The sequence below is a fragment of the Paenibacillus validus NBRC 15382 genome, assembly GCF_004000985.1.
GTDB classification, from domain to species: domain Bacteria; phylum Bacillota; class Bacilli; order Paenibacillales; family NBRC-103111; genus Paenibacillus_G; species Paenibacillus_G validus.
Genome location: NZ_BIMH01000011.1, coordinates 32,890 through 50,447, shown reverse-complemented (window position 1 = coordinate 50,447; position 17,558 = coordinate 32,890). Strand labels below are relative to the sequence as shown.

The window sequence follows — 17,558 nt, the reverse complement described above, 5'->3', positions numbered from 1 at the left end:
TTTCCTCCTCTAAGGTGAAGTCGCTTGCCCAATAAAACCCTCACCCCGCCATCGGCATCGGCATGTCGATCGGACCGTTCGGGTTTTCTTTAATTTTTTGCAGCAGCTGGTTGCCTTCCGTCTCCCATTGCTTTAACGCGTCACGAACCTGCAGTTTGCCCTGCGAGACTTCCTGGAGCAGGCGGGAGCCGATTTCGTTCACGCGATACAGGTTTTGTCGCTCGCGGTACAGCTTGTTGTCAAGCATCAGCGCCGGCGTCAGCGTCGTGAACGCCTTCAGGTTAAATTCGATGCCATCTTTCTTCTTAATGTACTTCTGACGGGAGACGATATTATGATTGCTGCTTGCTTTCAACTTGGCCCAGTCTTCGCCGTTCACGAACTGGATGAACTTCCAGGCTTCGGCTGCATTTTGTGCCTTCGAATTGATCGCCATGACGCCTTCCATACCCATGAACCCGCCGACGTCCGGCGCCTCTTCATGCACCGGCAGCGTTACCACGTCCCAATCGAACGGAGTAAAGCCTTTAATGCCCTCCGCGTTCTTCATCGCATTGATGACGCGATCCAGTTCGCCGTAGTTGATGATCGACATCGCTACACGGCCGGATAAAAAGTCGTCGTGCTGGAACGGATTATACGTTTGCTGCTGATCCATCTGTCTCATTTGCGACATATCGAGCTGCTCCGGCAGGAGCTTCTCGGTTTTGAGCTGCAGCATCGTTTTCCAGACGTTCTCCCATTGGTCGGTGTTCACCGTCATCTTCTCGCCCTGCTCGTCGAACATGCGCAGCTGCAGCGGAGCCGTGTACATTTGCGTCGCGTAGGTCATATCACCGCCCATGTTGTAGGTCGAGAACGAGAAGCCGTATTTGCGGTCCGCGCCTTCGCCTTTGGCTACCCGGCGGGACAGGTCAAACATTTGCTGCCAGGTCATCTTGTCCGTCGGGTACTCGACACCCGCTTCGTCGAATATCTTCTTGTTGTAGATGACCGCCGAAGAGTTGAACGTCGGGGACAAGCCGTAAATTTTACCGTCGCCAAGCTTCTTGATGCCGTCTATAACAGCAGGCACGATGTCGCTCGTGTCGAATTTGTCCTTCGTTATCATCGGGTCAAGCTGCGTAAGCAGGTTGTCGGCTATCAAGTCTTCCAGCTGCTCGTAGCCGAACACGACGACGTCCGGCGGATTGTCGCCCTGCATAAGCTCCTTTAGCTTGGCTAACGGGTCCTCCGGCTTTTCTTTCGGGTCAGGCTGGACATACCCATACATGTACTTCTCATCGTAGGTCGGAATCACTTCGATTTTGACGTTCTTGTTGGCGAATTCGTAAAGCTCGGTAAACCGCTGGCGGAAATATTCGCCGTCCGGCCCGCTGTACATCGTCGTCGCGATGCGCAGCACCTTCTCCGTATTGTCGTCGGAGCCGCCCGCTTTCGTACAAGCCTGCAGCATCGGTACCATTAAGCCGACGCCGAGCGAAAGCAGCATCGTTTGTTTCAGTCGTTTATTCATCGTTTTACCCCTCCGATTGGTTTCTTCTCTCCGAAGTTTGACGGTGCCTGCACATCATCCAGCAGCTTCGGCGTTTTGATAATGATTTTCTCTCCATCGAATTCCATAGACGCTTTGCCCTCGATCCCAAGCGACTTCAAGTACGAGGCGGGAATTTGCAGCCGGCCCGCGCGGTCGAGCACGACATACTCCTCATGTACGCCCCCCAGCGAGGCAGCCGACTCCGCTCCCGCCCGATCGAGGTCCGGGTTGCGTTTAATAAACTCGGTGCTCGTCATGCCGTCGCGAATCGCCACGACACGGTCCACTTTACCCGCCAGCGTCATATCGTGCGTGACGATCACAATGGTGACCCCAAGCTCCGTATTCAGCCGGCGAAAAATATCCATGATCATATCGGACGTTCGCGTATCGACAGAACCGGTCGGTTCGTCCGCAAGCAGCAGCGACGGCCGGTTCGCCAACGCTATGGCGATCGCCACCCGCTGCTGTTCTCCGCCGGAAAGCTGCTGCAGCTTGTTATGAATGCGTTCCTTCAAGCCGACCCACTCGAGCAGCTGACGCGCGTAAGCGCGGTCGTAGGTACCGCTCAGCATCATCGGCATCTCTACGTTCTCCAGCGCGGTTAAGTACGGAATCAAATTGCGCGCATTGTTTTGCCAGATGAAACCAACCGTTTTCCGCTTGTACTTCACAAGCTCGTCATCGGTAATTTTCAGCAAATTCCATTCGCCGACCCTCACCTGTCCCGCGGAAGGACGGTCCAAGCCGCCCAATATGTTGAGCAGCGTCGATTTCCCGCTTCCGCTGTTGCCGATAATCGCCATCATCTCGCCCGGAGCGACCTCGATATTCAAGCCTTGCAGGGCGACGACCTCGAGATCGTCGGTCTTGTAGATTTTGACGAGTCCTTCGCAATGAATCACTGCAGCCTCACTTCTCCTCTCCGAGCTTCACGGCTTGATGCACACGCAAACGCCGGATGTGCAGGAACAGCAGCGCCGCACCCGTCAGCATCATGACGCCGACGACGACGTACAGCTGGCCTGTATCGCGCGAATCGAAGATAACGCGAAACGGCGGAACTTGCGTCTTGACGTTCTCAGCGGTTTGCAGAAAAGGCAGGAACAAATAACTCGTCAGCTTGCCGATGCCGAAACCGAGCGCAATCGCCAGACCTGCCGTAAACGCCTGCTCCAGCAGTAGCATCCCGGTTAACTGCCTGCGGGACAGCCCCATCGCGCGCAGCACGCCGAACTGGACAACACGGCTCGATAGGTTGAAGAACCAGTAAAGAATGTACCCGATCAAGGAAACGAACACGGACACGAGAAACCCAAGGCTCAATATGCCGAATACCCCGCCCCTTGCCGGATGCTTCTTCTGGGTGATCAGTTCGTTGCGCACATCCTTCACGGTTGCGATATCGACGTTCTTCGCCGCCAGCGACTCGAGCAGCGGAGCCACCTTCGCCCCGTCCTTCATCTTCAGCCACACGTCGTACGGCGTAATCGGCGCCTGATCGTATACGTATTCCAGATTGGCGATAAAGAATGGCATTTCATCCGGATATTGACTCGGCCAGTAAGGGACGGCCGCAACGACGACGAATTCGACCGGTTGGCCGGAAACGGTAATATTCATCAGGTCGCCGGGTTTGATGTGATGCTTCTCGGCGAACGAAGTCGGGATGATCACTGCCTGTTCATACTGACCGAGCAGGTTTAAATACAGATTTTGATGAATCGGGAACAAATCTTTACGGAACCAGCCGACATGGGCGAAGTCTACATTGTCGATGCCCATGAGCATGCCTTGGCCGAGCGACTTGCCGGAAACGACGACGTTGCTCTTGGCCGTCAAGACCCGAGCCGCATGCTCGACGCCCTCCAGCTCGCGGAACACTTCGAAAGGAGGCTCGATGTAGCGCAGCTTCGGAGGGGGCTCATTGCCGCTGCCCGGTGCGCCGGGCTGTCCTTGGCCGCCTTGGCCCTGCCCTTGACCGCCCTGGCCTTGGCCCTGACCCTGACCGCCCTGGCCTTGACCGCCTTGACCGCCTCCTTGCTGCGGACTCGGCAGCTCGTCGGAGACGGCCTGCCAATCGGCGCGCATGACGACATCGGTACCGTAGGCGTACAAGATGCGGTCGGTCGAGTTCAAGTCGATCGTTCGCGCAGCCGAGGCGTTATACACGCCGAGTCCAAGGGTAAGAATAAGCAAGATCATTAACGGGTAATAGGCCGTCGACGAGCGGGACAGCTGCGTCAGCGTCAAGTAGACGGGAACCGGCAGTACCCGTTTGCCCAGCCAATTGCCGAAGCGCAGCAGCCACGGGAAGACGCGCAGGAAAAACAGACCGAGCGCAATAATCGACAAAGCCGGGATAAAAAACAACAGCGGATGCACCTGCAGCTGATCGGTGGTCATGCCCGTGCGGCTGAACAAATCCTGCCTCTGCCCGAACAAGTAGTAGCCGTAGCCCACAAGACCAAGCAGCAGCACGTCGAGAAACCACTTTTGCCAAAACGGCCGCCGATCGGAGCGCGCCAGCTTCTGCTTATAGCTGACGATCGATGCCCGTGCAAACACGATGGCCGGTATAACGCTGGCCAGTATCGCAATGACGACGGCCGCCGCACCGTACAGCAGCGCTTCCATCGAGACGCCGACCGGCACGGCCTTGCGGTCGACGAACGTGAGAAAACCGCTGGAGGAGCCGATGCTCTTGGCCATCAACCAGCCGAGCAGCGGTCCAAGAAGCAGAGCGGCTGCGCCGAGAAGCAGTCCTTCCAGCAAATAGATCCATATAATTTGCCCTGTGCTGCCGCCCCGGCTGCGAATGACCGCGATTACGGTTCGCTGCCGGTCGAGCGACTGCCTCGCGTTCATGACGATGTAATAGAACACCATGGCGATCATGGGCGCCGCCAGCGTGAACAGCAAGATTTGCAGCTGCAAGCTCTGCACTTTAAATTCCTGCAGCAGCGGGATGAACGAGATGTCCACTCTCGTGTTTTTGAGCATCTGGAACAGCGTGATGTCAAGACGCTCCAGCTTCCGCTCCAAACCCGCCAGCTGGCTCGTTTGGATGTCGCGTAAATCGAACGCATAATACCAGTTCGCCAAGTTCAGCGGAATCTTTTTATTGTTCAATATATAATCCTGAAAACCGGCTTCGCTCATGAACGTGGAGCTGAGCAAGCCTTCCAGTCCTTGGTACCAGTAGGGATCAGAGCCGGAGAGCGGTTTGAACGCGCCGACGATCTTAATCTTGAGCGGAGCGATGCCGAGCCCTCCGGAGATCGGGTATGTGAAGACGTCCCCCACATGCATATCGCCCCGGTAGAGCGCCTCCTCGAACATGACGACTTCGACCGCCCCGCCTTGGGGCTGCTCCGCAAACCACGTGCCTTGCGTCAGCTCCACCTGCTCCTTCAGTCCGGTCTGCGCCATCAGCGTCAGCTGTCTGCGCTTGCTCGGATCGACCTTCGACGGATCGTCGGGCGACACCTGCGAGCCGCGAATCGAATACGTCCGTACGAAAGCCTGGTGCGGAAACGCGATGTCCTTCGGCAGGTCCTCCCGAATAAACGCATCGACACCGTTCAAATCGCTAAGCTCGGCACGGTCGCTGCCGCTCGCTTGATAACGGATCATGACCGAGCCTGCCGGCAAACCGCCGCTTTTTTCTTCCAGCGATTTGGCGACGACGCGCTTCAGCGAACCGTCCGCGTACATCGGGATGCTGGTCGTGAAGGCGACCGCCATGATCAAGCCGATCAACGTGCTTAACGTCAGCCAGCGGGTGTTCCACATTTTGCGAAACAAGAAACGGAACATCAGCATCAGCGACCCACTACTTTCTGTCCCGGCGTCAAACCTTTCACAATTTCCACATCGGTGGAGGTTTGCTGGCCGAGCTCCACGTCCACCTCTCGCTTGTTGCCTTTATCGTCTACGACCTGCACATAGTTGCGTCCCGAATACGAACGAAGCGCCGCCAGCGGAATGATCACCGCATTCTCTTTGCGCTGCGTAATGACCGAGACGCCTAACATCGTGCCCCGGTTCAGCCCCTCCGGAAACGGATCGAGCTTGACAATCATGTAATTTTCGATAGAGTCAGGCTGTTTCTGCCCTTCGCCGGGGAATCCGCTGCCGCCACCCCCGCTGTTCGGATCTTTCGGATTCGGCAGCTGCTGCACCGTCCCTTTATACTGTCCGGCCGCGTTGACGTCGACCACAACCTCCATCCCGACGGCGACCTTCTTCAGGTCGTCCTGGCTGAGCGTTGCGGCAACGGTGAGCTGTGACAGATCGGCGATGGTGACGATCGCATCATACGCCTTCGCCGTATCGCCCTTCTTCACATACACCGACACAATCGTACCGGAGAATGGGGCCGTCAGCTTCGCATTGGCAATCGTGCTCTCCAGCTTATTCAATTCCTCGCGCTTCAGCTCGAAATCGATCTTCGCCTGCTCGACCTCTTCGGCGCTCTTGCCGTCGGCATTGCGCAGCGTCTCGATCATGGCCAGCTCATCCCTGCGCGTCTGCAGCCTTGTCTTCTTGAGCTGGCTCTCCTGCTCGGTGACGTCGAGCTCGGCGATGATTTGACCTTTTTCTACCGTGTCACCGGTTTTGACATACAGATTTTTAATGCGGCGGCTCGTTTCATCAGTAAAATATAAGTCCTCCTCCACCGTCGCCATCAGCTTCCCGGAGCCGCGAACCTTCGTTTCAAGCGTATCGGTCTTGACGACGTACTCCGGCTTCTTCGACAGCTTCGGCGGCTGGATGGCAGGCAGCGTTTCTTCTTCCTCCTCTTTCGGAAGCACCGAGCAGCCCGCCGTAACGGCTAGCGATACGGCGAGGCAGGCGATGGCCGCCGGCTTGGCCGCCTTTTTAAGCATTAATAAATTTCCCATCCACCATTTCGAAAACACGGTCGGCTACCTCCATTATTGTCGGATCGTGCGTGGTCATGCAGATCGTCATGCGTTCGGTACGGATAATATCCCGGAACACGTTCATGACTTGAGCACCCATCTGGGAATCCAGCTCGGCGGTCGGTTCGTCGGCCAGCAGCAAGCTCGGCTTATGCGCAATCGCCTTGGCGATCGCCACCCGCTGCTGCTCGCCCCCGGACAGCTCGAAGGGACGGTGGTGCATCCGTCTGACAAGCCCGACCAGCTCCAGGCAATGCGTCACGCGAGGTTTCCACTGAGCCCGGGGAACCCCGGCCATGCGCAAGGAAAGTTCCACATTTTCCCAAGCGGACAAGAGCGGCATTAGAGCAAAGGATTGGAATATAAAACCGATTTCTTTTCTTCGTATGTAGGTGCGCTCATCGTCACCGCATTGGTGAAACAGATGTTCCTTGAACCGGATCTCGCCACGGTTCGGCTGATCCAAGCCGCCGATCAAATTCAGCAGCGTCGTTTTGCCGGAACCGGACCGGCCTTTCAGCATTACAAGCTGCAGCGGATACAACGACATATCAATCCCTTTCAGGACATGAAGCTGCTGACCGCCAACCGGAAACGACCTTTCGACGCCGGTCACCGTCAGCAAGGGCTTGCTTGTATCGATCGCCGCAGGCAGCGATTGCTCTAGCGCAGCCAGTTCGGCTGCGGACGCCGCTTCGGGAACTTGCTCGCCTTCGGAGGAGACGCCGAATTGCGGTTCCTCCGGCACGCCGGGACTTGGCTTCTGCGCTTGTTTTTTGTTTCTGCGCAAGCCTGGAAACATGTTGACCCTCCTTTTTTTTACAACTTCAACCACCGGTCAGAATTGATGGAACACATGAAATAGACGACAGAACTGGAAAAAAGGTTACACATCACGCAGCAACAAAATAAAAATATTTACCAAATTAACAATCCATGTTTCCGGTTTCTGCGGCACGGGTTCCACGGGTTGCGAGCGCCGCAAAACGGCAATATCTCATTCATGATGCCGGACAAAATTATAAATGATATGAAGATAATATGAAGAAATCGTTAAGAAGCCGGGGAAGGGTTAGGGCGCAAAACGGCTTGAAGGAGGTTAGGGGTACTTCGGGGCGGGCTCCATGGTGTTTTTGGCGAGAAGCGAAAAAAGACATTCGCCCCGGGGACGAATGTCTCGATATTTCGCAAATTCCACGTTGAACTCGACCGGAATCTGTACGATAGTGCACTTCTTGCATAAAGCTTACCGGGATCGGAACTTCTGCGAATGTTCCTTCGCCTGTTCCACCGATGTAATCCGGTTACGCTGCCATTCGAGCAGAATGCGGTCAATGTAGCGGAAATGCACTTTCCCGGCGAACACCGCTTCCTTCAAGCCGGCCAAGATCAATGCCTCCGGATGGCCGTCCTTGTCTAACCAGCCTGTGATCGATTCGAACTCCATCGGGGTCAACGGCCGGCCGAACTCCTTCTCGAAAATCGAAAAAATATCTTTCCGCTCCCCGCGCGCGCTCTCCGAAACGATCTGCGCTCTGCGCGCAGCCTCCCATTCGTCCGCGCGAATCGCCGCGAGCCTGTTGAGCAGCGGCGACCAGTTGTAGGCTTCGCTGTGTACCCCCGTCACCGGATCCTTCGTTTCATCGATCAGCAGGAATCCTTCCCGCATCAGCTTCTGCAGCACTGTGATCACTTTGTCTTGTGCAATCGACATCCGCGCGCACAGCTCCTCAGGCGTCGGAAAGTCCTTGCCTTCCTTCTGCTTGAACGCCATGAGATGAATCAGCAGCATCACTTCATGTTCCCCTAAACGCAGCTGGGGATAATATTGCAGCAGCCAGTACGGCACCTCGACGCTGCCGCTTTGCAGTCCTTCCAGCAGCAAGGCAGCAAAGTCCCCCGCTTCTTGCCCGTTCCCCCTCATGCCAACCCCTCTTTCCGTAACGTATCCTTACCCGAGCAACTGAACCGCCGGCCGGCCTTACGGATACAAACGATAGAGCAAACGCGGGAACGGAATCGTCTCCCGGACGTGGTCAAGGCCGCAAATCCAGGCGACCGTCCGCTCCAGCCCCAGACCGAAGCCCGAATGCGGCACGGAGCCGTATTTGCGCAGATCCAGATACCACTGGTACGCTTCCTTCGATAGCTCGTGCTCCTTGAAGCGTTCCTCCATCAGCTCCGGATCGTCGATGCGCTGGCTGCCCCCGATAATTTCGCCGTACCCTTCGGGCGCAATCATATCCGCACACAGCACGACTTCCGGACGAGACGGATCCGGCTTCATATAGAACGCTTTGATTTCCGTCGGGTAATGCGTGATGAACACCGGCTTGTCATAGCTTTCCGCGATCGCCGTCTCGTGAGGAGCGCCGAAATCTTCGCCCCACTCAAACTCGTGCCCGTTGTCCTGCAGAAACTTGACCGCTTCGTCGTACGTAATGCGCGGAAACGGGGCTTGAATGCGCTCCAGCTTCGTCACATCCCGTTCCAGCACCTCAAGCTCCTTGCGGCAGTTCGCCAGCACCGACTGCACGACATACGAAACGAACTGCTCCTGTACTTCCAGATTCTCTTCATGCGTGACGAAAGCCATCTCCGGCTCAATCATCCAAAACTCGATCAAGTGACGGCGCGTCTTCGACTTCTCGGCGCGGAACGTCGGCCCGAACGAATACACCCGGCCGAGCGCCATCGCCGCCGCTTCCATGTAAAGCTGTCCGCTTTGCGTCAAGTAAGCGTCCTCGTCAAAATATTTCGTATGGAACAGATTGGTCGTCCCTTCGCAGGAAGAAGGCGTCAAGATTGGCGGATCTACCAAATGAAATCCGCGTTCGTCAAAAAACTGCTGAATCGCCCGGATGATTTGCGAACGAATGACCAAAATTGCCCGCTGCCGCGGCGTACGAATCCACAAGTGACGGTGATCCATCAAATAATCGACGCCGTGCTCCTTCGGTGTAATCGGATAATCGGTCGCGAGCTGAATGATCTCGATGCCTGTGACCGTGAGCTCGAAGCCGCCCTTGCTTCGCGAATCCTCACGTACGACGCCCGTAACGTATAAGGAGCTTTCCTGCGTCAGCTTGCCTGCGTCCTCCCACACTTGCTCGGAAACTTCGCTTTTCACAACGACGCCCTGCATAAATCCGGAACCGTCCCGCAGCTGCAAAAACCTTATTTTTCCGCTCGAGCGGATATTATGTAACCAACAACCGATGGTAACCGTTTGTTCCACGTGCCCGCCCGCTTGGCGAATCGTAACCAAATTGCGATTCATCAGCCATCCTCCTTGCTTGATCGAATCCGGGACGCCGGTGAACAGATGTTCGACCGGCGCTCTTTATCCTTATTCTACATGATTGGATTTGAAAATCAAACGGTGCGTATCCCGCGCGATGACCAGCTCCTCATTCGTCGGAATGACGAGCGCCTGAACGCGCGAACCGGGCTTGGTGATGACCCGTTCCCCGCCGTCGCGGCGCATATTGGCCGCTTCGTCGAGCTCTAGGCCGAGGAACGTCAGGTTACGGCAGACGGCGTCGCGCAGCACGGCCGAGTTTTCCCCTACGCCGGCGGTAAACACGATAGCATCGATGCCGTTCATGGCGGCGGCGTAAGCGCCGATGTATTTGCGCAGCCGGTATTCATACATCTTGAACGCGAGCGTCGCGTTCCGGTCGCCCGCCTCCATCGCCTGCGTAATCTCCCGCATGTCGCTGCTGATGCCGGAGATCGCCATCAGCCCGCTGTGCTTGTTCAGCATGGAGTTGACCTCCGACAGTGTCAGGTCTTCCTTGCCCATCGTGAACGGAACGATCGCCGGATCGATGTCCCCGCTGCGCGTCCCCATCATCAGCCCTTCCAGCGGCGTTAAGCCCATGCTCGTGTCGAGCGACTGGCCGTGCAGCACCGCTGCGCAGCTGGCGCCGTTGCCGATATGGCACGTCACCAGCTTCAGCTCCGAAAGCGGCCTGCCGAGAAACGAAGCCGCCCGCTCGCTGACATAAGCGTGCGACATGCCGTGAAACCCGTAACGGCGAATTTTGTGCTTTTTGTAGAGCACCATCGGAATGGGGTATAAATAGGACGTCTCGGGCATCGTCTGGTGGAACGCCGTATCAAATACGACCGCCTGCGGCGTATTCGGCATGTTCGCCTCGACCGCTTGAATGCCCAGCATATGTGCCGGGTTGTGCAGCGGCGCAAGGTCGAACAGCCGCTTGATCTCGCGCTTCACCTCTTCGTTCACCCTCACCGAGCTGGAGAACGACTCGCCGCCATGCACGACCCGGTGCCCGACGGCTTCGATTTGCGCTGCGGATTGCAGCACGCCGAATTCCGGATGGACCAGCATATCGAGCACCCGGCGAATCGCCGTCGTATGCTCCAAAATTTCCCGCACTTCGCGAATGTCCTGCTTCCCTTCCGGTTCGTAAGTGAGAATCGCCGATTCCATGCCGATCCGCTCCACCTTGCCTTTGGCCAGCACCGATTCATCCGTCATTTGATACAGTTGAAATTTCAATGACGAGCTCCCGGCGTTGATGACGAGAATAATCATAGTCGGTCACCGTCCTTATCGTAGGTAAAAAAGCCTTGTCCCGTTTTCGTCCCGAGATGCCCCGCCCGAACCATTTGTTTGAGCAGGAACGAAGGCCGGTACTTCAGCTCGCCGAACTCGCGGAACATTCGCTCCATCGCCGCCAGCACCGAATCGAGTCCGAACCGGTCAGCCATCTCCAGCGGTCCGTAACGAAAATCGTACCCGATCCGCATCGCGCTATCGATATCGTCGGCCGTCGCCACCCGTTCGGAAAGCGCATGCATCGCTTCGTTAATCAGGATGCAGATCAACCGCGTCGTCACGAAGCCCGGTGATTCGTACACTTGAATGCCGCGTTTTTGAATCGTTTGTTCCACGAAACGGCGCGTTTGTTCGAACGTATCCTCGCTCGTTTTAACCGCCCGAATAATTTCCACGAGATGAATTTTCGATACCGGGTACAAAAAATGCAGCCCGATCACCCGCTCCGGCACCTTCGTTGCGGCCGCTATCTCGGTTAAGCTGAGCGTCGACGTATTGCTTGCGAGAATGATCGGGGGCGGGCACAGGTCGTCAAGCCGCGCGAACACTTGTTTTTTCAAATCCAGATCTTCGCTGATCGATTCGATCACCATGTCGCACTCGGACAACCGGCTCCAGTCCGTCATCTTATGAATACGCGATAAAATCAATTTTTTCTCCGGGATCGTAATCGCCCATTTCTCGATCTGCTTGTCTAGGCTAATCTCCATTTGTTCCCAAGCCTGGTCCAGACGCTCCGGCGTTCGTTCGATCAGCAGCACCTCAAGCCCGCGGGAGGCTAACATTTCCGCGATGCCTTGGCCCATTGTGCCCGCTCCGACGACTCCTATTTTGTTAAATACCATGATGGCGTCCCCCCTCCATATCGATCCAGTGATATTATACACAAGCGGAAGAAATTTTCATAAATCATTTGTCACACTTTTCGCAAAAAAAGTCCGCCAAACCCGGTTTATCGGGCGGCGGACTTTGACACAAGCTTATTTGTTGGCAAGGCGGGCTTCATGAGCCGCTTCGTACGCGGCAATTTTGTCTTCATGCTGCAGCGTTAAGCCGATATCGTCAAGACCGAGCAGCAGAAATTGACGGCGATGCTCGTCGAGGTTAAACACGATGTTCAGCCCTTGGTCGTCGGTGATCGTATTGTTCTCGAGATCGACGGTCAGCTTATAGCCTTCTTGAGCGGCTGTGCGCTGGAACAGTTCTTCCACTTGCTCTTCGCTGAGCGTGATCGGCAGGATGCCGTTCTTGAAGCAGTTATTGTAGAAAATGTCGGCGAACGACGGCGCAATGACGACGCGGAAGCCGTAGTCTTGAATCGCCCATGGCGCGTGCTCGCGGGATGAACCGCAGCCGAAGTTGGCGCGGGAGATCAGCACCGAAGCGCCTTGGTAACGCGGCTGGTTCAAGCTGAACTCGGGAATGACGTTCCCTTTCGGGTCAAATCGCCATTCGAAGAAGAGGAACTGGCCGAAGCCGGAACGCTCGATGCGTTTCAGGAATTGTTTAGGGATGATGGCGTCCGTATCGACGTTCACGCGGTCGACCGGGCCGACGATGCCGGTATGCTTTTTAAAGGCTTCCATGTCGTTCTACTCCTTATTTCTCATGTGGTGTATGCTTAAGCTTCCTGCTTCACTTTAAATTCCCAATCGCGCACATCTGTAAAACGCCCTTTGACCGCTGCAGCGGCAGCCATCGCCGGCGATACGAGATGCGTGCGTCCGTCGCGGCCTTGACGGCCTTCGAAGTTCCGGTTGGACGTCGACGCACAGCGTTGTCCCGGTTGGAGCACGTCCGGGTTCATTGCCAGACACATCGAGCAGCCCGCGTCGCGCCATTCGAATCCGGCTTCGGTGAAGATTTTGTCCAGACCTTCCTTCTCGGCCTGGATCTTCACGCGGCCCGATCCCGGTACGACAATCGCCGTGACGTTCGGAGCCACTTTATGACCTTGAGCGACAGCTGCGGCGGCGCGCAGGTCTTCGATCCGGCCGTTCGTACAGGAACCGATAAACACATAATCGATCGCGATTTCGGACATCGGCGTTCCCGGCGTCAAGCCCATGTACTCCAGGGCTTTCTCAGCAGCTTTGCGCTCGTTCTCGGTCGTGAAGTCCGCCGGATTCGGCACAACGCCGGTAATGTCGGTACCCATGCCCGGGCTCGTGCCCCAGGTCACTTGCGGGATCAGGCTCTCGGCGTCGAATTCAACCACACGGTCGTATACAGCGCCTTCGTCTGTCGTCAGCTTGCTCCATTCGGCTACCGCTCTGTCGAACGCTTCGCCTTGCGGCACATACTCGCGTCCGCGCAAGTAATCGAATGTCGTTTGGTCAGGCGCGATCAAACCGGCTCTTGCGCCCGCTTCGATCGACATGTTACATACGGTCATGCGCTCTTCCATCGACAAGTTGCGGATCGCTTCGCCCGTATACTCGATGACGTAACCGGTGGCGAAATCCGTACCGTATTTCGCGATCACGCCGAGGATCAAGTCTTTCGCCGTGACGCCCGGCTGCAAGCGGCCGTTGATGCGCACTTCAAGCGTTTTGGCTTTGGATTGCTGCAAGCATTGCGTCGCGAGCACGTGCTCGACTTCGCTCGTCCCGATGCCGAACGCCAATGCGCCGAAAGCGCCGTGAGTCGACGTGTGGCTGTCGCCGCAGACGATCGTTTTGCCCGGATGCGTCAAGCCGACTTCCGGTCCCATAACGTGCACGACACCTTGGTCGATGCTGTCCAGGTCAAACAGCTTGATCCCGAAGTCAGCGCAGTTTTTCGAAAGCGTATCGATCTGCTGCTTCGAAATCGGATCGGTGATGTTGAAACGGTCTTTCGTCGGCACGTTGTGATCCATCGTCGCGAACGTCAGGTCCGGACGGCGCACTTTGCGGCCGCTCAAGCGAAGTCCTTCGAAAGCTTGCGGGCTTGTCACTTCATGCACCAAATGCAGGTCGATATAGATGATGCTCGGTTTGCCTGCTTCGGATTGAATGACATGGTTATCCCAAATTTTCTCAAACATTGTTTTTGCCATCGGTTCCACCTCGGGTTGTGTATGAATGAATCCTTGGAATGTACTGCTCTATGTGTTACATCGTACCATGTTCAACTTCATTGTTCCAAGATATAATAGCTATAACATTGATAGGTTTCGATAATAATGCATCATAAATCAATTATGAACCAAAGGAGCCGTTTGAACGATCATGGAACTGCGTCAGCTGCAATACGCTTTGCAAATCGCTATCGACAAAAACTTTTCCCGCGCCGCAGAAAAGCTGCACATCGCCCAGCCCTCCCTCAGCCAGCAGCTGTCCAAGCTGGAGAAAGAAATCGGCGTACTCTTGTTTCAACGCACGACAAACTCGGTGGAGGTCACGTATGCCGGGTCGCTCTTCGTGGAGAAGGCACAAAAAATACTCGACACCGTCGAGCAGCTGAAGAAGGAAATGGAAGATATTTCACAGATGCGCAAGGGCCGGCTTGTCGTCGGCAGCCTGCCGATCACCGGCGCGCACGTCCTGCCGCTCGTGCTTCCCGTTTTTCAGGAGCGCTACCCCGAGATCGACGTCGTGCTTGTCGAGGAGACGACGAGGAACCTCGAGCATTTGACCGCCAGCGGCCAGGCGGACATATCGCTGCTGTCGCTGCCGCTGTTTGACGACGCGCTCGCTTACGAGCCGGTGATCGAGGAAGAAATCGTGCTGGCGGTGCCGCCGCAGCATCCGCTCGCCGCCAAGGCCGCAGAAGCGGCCCCCGGTGAAGGAGGCGATGCGTGGACGGATCCGCTCCGTCCGCTATCAGGCGCAGACCGCTCGGTGCAGCCGGTCGACATCGGGCTGCTGCGGAACGAGCCGTTCATCGCGCTGAAGAAGGGCCAGGGCTTCCGGCAAATCGCCATCGAGCTGTGCGGCAGCGCAGGCTTCTCGCCGAACATTGTGTTCGAAAGCAGCAACATCGAGACGGTGCAGTCGCTCGTCGCCGCCGGCATGGGCATCGCCTTCGTGCCGCACATGGTATCCCGCGGCCGCTGGAGCAAGCTGGCGCCTGCCTACCTGCCGCTGCAAAGCCGTCCGACGCGAACGCTCGTAGTCGCTTACCGCAAAGGACGCTACTTGTCCAAGGCGGTCGAAGCGTTCATGGAGACGTTCCGCGACGTCATGCGCACGCCGACCTGACTCCAGCCTGCCATTAATGGTGTCCCTTCGCCATGCGATGACGGCATGGCGCGGGGATAGCCCCGCTTATTCCGCGTACAACGACGGACGTCGATCCTCGAAGATCGGAATGCGCCGGCGAACGTCCTTCACAAGCCCGAGATCGATCGTGGCCCGCACGATGCGCTCGCTTTCGTCCCCTTCCGCGAGCACCTCGCCCCACGGGTCGATGACCATGGAATGACCGAAAAATTCCGTCGTTCCGCTTATGCCGACACGGTTGCACGAAATGACGAACATCTGATTCTCAATCGCGCGCGCCATCAGCAGCGTTCGCCAATGGTGCAGGCGCGGATTCGGCCATTCCGCCGGCACGAACAGCACCTGGGCGCCGCCGAGCGCCAGCTTGCGCGACAATTCCGGGAAGCGGATGTCGTAACAAATCATCATCCCCGCCGGAACGCCGTCGAGCTCAAGCCTTCCCAGCTTGTCTCCGCTTTGCAAAAACTTCTCCTCGTCCATCAACCGGAACAGATGAATTTTCGAATAGTCGCCGGCTTCGTTCCCTTCACGATCGAACGCATAGATCGTATTGAAAACCCCGCCTTCCCGCTTCTCCGCGATCGATCCGCCCACGACGTTCACCCCGTGTTCCCGGCTAAACCCGGACAGCAGCGCCCGCGTCCGTTCTCCGGCCGGGTCGGCCAATTCCTGAATGCGGTCCAGCGCATACCCGGTGTTCCACATCTCCGGAATGACGATCACATCCGGCTTCACTTCATTCGTGACCGCTTCATTCAGCATTTCTTCCAACTTGGCGTAATTGCGCTCCGGCTCGCCGATGGCTATGTCCATCTGCAGCAGCGCGACGTTCCAGGTGCCTTGTGTCATGTTCCCCATCCTTTACTTCGTAAAATCGACATTTCCTTAACTATAGAGCATGAGGCCGACAACTTCAACGGATCCTCCATGCGAAAGCCATTCCCATGTACACAGGTCGGAATTCATGTTACATTAATCGTATTCAACTAAAGCGGCATCAGCCCGCATACCGATACTAAGCAATGGAGTGAGACGAACATGAACCCAACTTCGCCCAGCGCCGTCAGCGCTTTTCCCATTCAGCCCGCGCAGCGCCTGCAGGAGCTGCCTACCCAATTTTTCGCCAAACTCGTGCGCAAAGCGAACGAGCAAATCGCTGCCGGACACGATGTCATCAATCTCGGCCAAGGCAACCCGGACCGTCCGACGCCGCCGCATATCGTACAGGCGCTGCAGGAAGCGGCGGAGAACCCCCAATACCACAGATATCCGCCGTTCAACGGCTATATGTTCCTGAAGGAAGCGGTCGCCCAGCGGTATCGTGAAGATTACGGCGTCGAGCTCGATCCCGAAACGGAGGTCGCCATCTTGTTCGGCGGCAAAACCGGGCTCGTCGAAATCGCCCAATGTCTGCTCAATCCGGGCGACGTGTGCCTCGTCCCGGATCCGGGCTATCCGGATTATTGGTCCGGCGTCGCATTGTCCGGAGCCCGCATGGCGTTCATGCCGCTGCGGGAGTCGAATGCGTTCCTGCCGGATTACGACTCACTGGCGGCCGACGATCTCAACAAAGCGAAGCTGATGTTCATGAACTACCCGAACAACCCGACCGCTGTCTCGGCTCCTTACTCCTTCTACGAGGAAACCGTGCGGTTCGCCGCCAAGCACGGCATCGTCGTCGCCAGCGATTTCGCTTACGGCGCAATCGGGTTCGAAGAGACGAAGCCCGTCAGCTTCTTGCAGGTGCCGGGCGCCAAGGAAGTCGGCGTCGAATTTTACACGCTGTCCAAAACGTACAATATGGCCGGATGGCGGGTCGGCTTTTGCCTCGGAAATAAAGAAGTTGTGCGCATGATCAACCTGATACAGGATCATTATTACTGCAGCCTGTTCGGGGGCATTCAAGCGGCGGCGGCGGTAGCGCTCACCGGACCGCAATCGTGCGTGGACGAGCTTGTCGCGGTTTATCAATCCCGCCGTCATGCGCTGTTTACCGAGCTGGACCGGATCGGCTGGCAAGCGAAACGGTCGCAAGGCTCTTTCTTTACATGGCTGCCGGTTCCGAAGGGATACACCTCCGAAACGCTGGCCGATCGGCTGCTGAACGAAGCCAAAATCGTCGTTGCGCCCGGTATCGGCTTCGGGGAGCACGGCGAAGGTTACGTACGGCTCGGCTTGCTAAGTCCGGAATCGAGACTGCAGGAAGCGGTGCGCCGGGTTGAAGCGCTCGGTTTATTTTAAGACCGCCAAGGGGATCATTCATATATACCAAACCTTAGGACTATGGTAGAATAAGCTCA

14 protein-coding genes are annotated in these 17,558 nt (G+C 56.7%); 2 read left to right on the top strand and 12 right to left on the bottom strand.

Translation table 11 applies throughout. From position 1 onward, the window contains the following. Positions 1 to 40 precede the first annotated feature (40 nt). From PVA01S_RS10055 to leuC, 11 genes are all read right to left on the bottom strand, one after another. Entirely contained in the window at positions 41 to 1,516 is a 1,476-nt protein-coding gene (locus PVA01S_RS10055; protein WP_127607294.1) for an ABC transporter substrate-binding protein, read from the bottom strand. Next, on the bottom strand, positions 1,513 to 2,442 hold the full coding sequence (locus tag PVA01S_RS10050; protein WP_127607292.1) for an ABC transporter ATP-binding protein: 930 nt from the start codon (positions 2,440 to 2,442) through the stop codon (positions 1,513 to 1,515). Before PVA01S_RS10050 ends, PVA01S_RS10055 begins: the two co-directional genes overlap by 4 nt. A 7-nt stretch (positions 2,443 to 2,449) precedes the next feature. Beyond that, positions 2,450 to 5,362: an ABC transporter permease gene (locus tag PVA01S_RS10045; RefSeq protein ID WP_127607290.1), complete on the bottom strand. Its 2,913-nt coding sequence runs from the start codon at positions 5,360 to 5,362 to the stop codon at positions 2,450 to 2,452. Further along, positions 5,362 to 6,429 (bottom strand): efflux RND transporter periplasmic adaptor subunit, encoded by a 1,068-nt coding sequence (locus PVA01S_RS10040; protein ID WP_373423818.1) that lies wholly within the window; start codon positions 6,427 to 6,429, stop codon positions 5,362 to 5,364. Before PVA01S_RS10040 ends, PVA01S_RS10045 begins: the two co-directional genes overlap by 1 nt. After that, a complete protein-coding gene (locus PVA01S_RS10035) occupies positions 6,422 to 7,267 on the bottom strand; it encodes an ABC transporter ATP-binding protein (protein WP_127607288.1) in 846 nt (281 codons plus the stop codon). Before PVA01S_RS10035 ends, PVA01S_RS10040 begins: the two co-directional genes overlap by 8 nt. 444 nt (positions 7,268 to 7,711) lie before the next feature. Next, positions 7,712 to 8,389, bottom strand: a complete 678-nt coding sequence (locus tag PVA01S_RS10030) for a DnaD domain protein (RefSeq protein WP_127607286.1) — start codon at positions 8,387 to 8,389, stop codon at positions 7,712 to 7,714. 57 nt (positions 8,390 to 8,446) lie between these two features. Continuing rightward, positions 8,447 to 9,745, bottom strand: coding sequence for an asparagine--tRNA ligase (asnS, locus tag PVA01S_RS10025; protein ID WP_127607284.1), 1,299 nt, complete (start codon positions 9,743 to 9,745; stop codon positions 8,447 to 8,449). Positions 9,746 to 9,814: 69 nt separating this feature from the next. Next, positions 9,815 to 11,029, bottom strand: coding sequence for an acetate kinase (locus PVA01S_RS10020; RefSeq protein ID WP_127607282.1), 1,215 nt, complete (start codon positions 11,027 to 11,029; stop codon positions 9,815 to 9,817). Then, complete coding sequence (locus tag PVA01S_RS10015) at positions 11,026 to 11,898, bottom strand: 3-hydroxyacyl-CoA dehydrogenase family protein (protein ID WP_127607280.1); 873 nt, start codon at positions 11,896 to 11,898, stop codon at positions 11,026 to 11,028. The genes PVA01S_RS10020 and PVA01S_RS10015 overlap by 4 nt, the downstream gene beginning before the upstream one ends. A 135-nt stretch (positions 11,899 to 12,033) precedes the next feature. Continuing rightward, positions 12,034 to 12,639 (bottom strand): 3-isopropylmalate dehydratase small subunit, encoded by a 606-nt coding sequence (gene leuD / locus PVA01S_RS10010; RefSeq protein WP_127607278.1) that lies wholly within the window; start codon positions 12,637 to 12,639, stop codon positions 12,034 to 12,036. Between the two features lie 35 nt (positions 12,640 to 12,674). Continuing rightward, the gene (leuC, locus tag PVA01S_RS10005; protein ID WP_054795548.1) at positions 12,675 to 14,093 is read right to left on the bottom strand and encodes a 3-isopropylmalate dehydratase large subunit; all 1,419 of its coding nucleotides are present in this window, start codon (positions 14,091 to 14,093) and stop codon (positions 12,675 to 12,677) included. A 172-nt stretch (positions 14,094 to 14,265) separates the two neighbouring features. On the opposite strand from leuC, the gene PVA01S_RS10000 reads away from it, so the two are divergent. After that, on the top strand, positions 14,266 to 15,237 hold the full coding sequence (locus PVA01S_RS10000) for a LysR family transcriptional regulator (protein WP_127607276.1): 972 nt from the start codon (positions 14,266 to 14,268) through the stop codon (positions 15,235 to 15,237). A gap of 66 nt (positions 15,238 to 15,303) precedes the next feature. Here PVA01S_RS10000 and PVA01S_RS09995 read toward each other — a convergent pair whose 3' ends face one another. Then, a complete protein-coding gene (locus PVA01S_RS09995; RefSeq protein WP_127607274.1) occupies positions 15,304 to 16,107 on the bottom strand; it encodes a carbon-nitrogen family hydrolase in 804 nt (267 codons plus the stop codon). 189 nt (positions 16,108 to 16,296) lie between these two features. On the opposite strand from PVA01S_RS09995, the gene PVA01S_RS09990 reads away from it, so the two are divergent. Next, the gene (locus PVA01S_RS09990; protein ID WP_054795547.1) at positions 16,297 to 17,499 is read left to right on the top strand and encodes a pyridoxal phosphate-dependent aminotransferase; all 1,203 of its coding nucleotides are present in this window, start codon (positions 16,297 to 16,299) and stop codon (positions 17,497 to 17,499) included. Positions 17,500 to 17,558 lie beyond the last annotated feature (59 nt).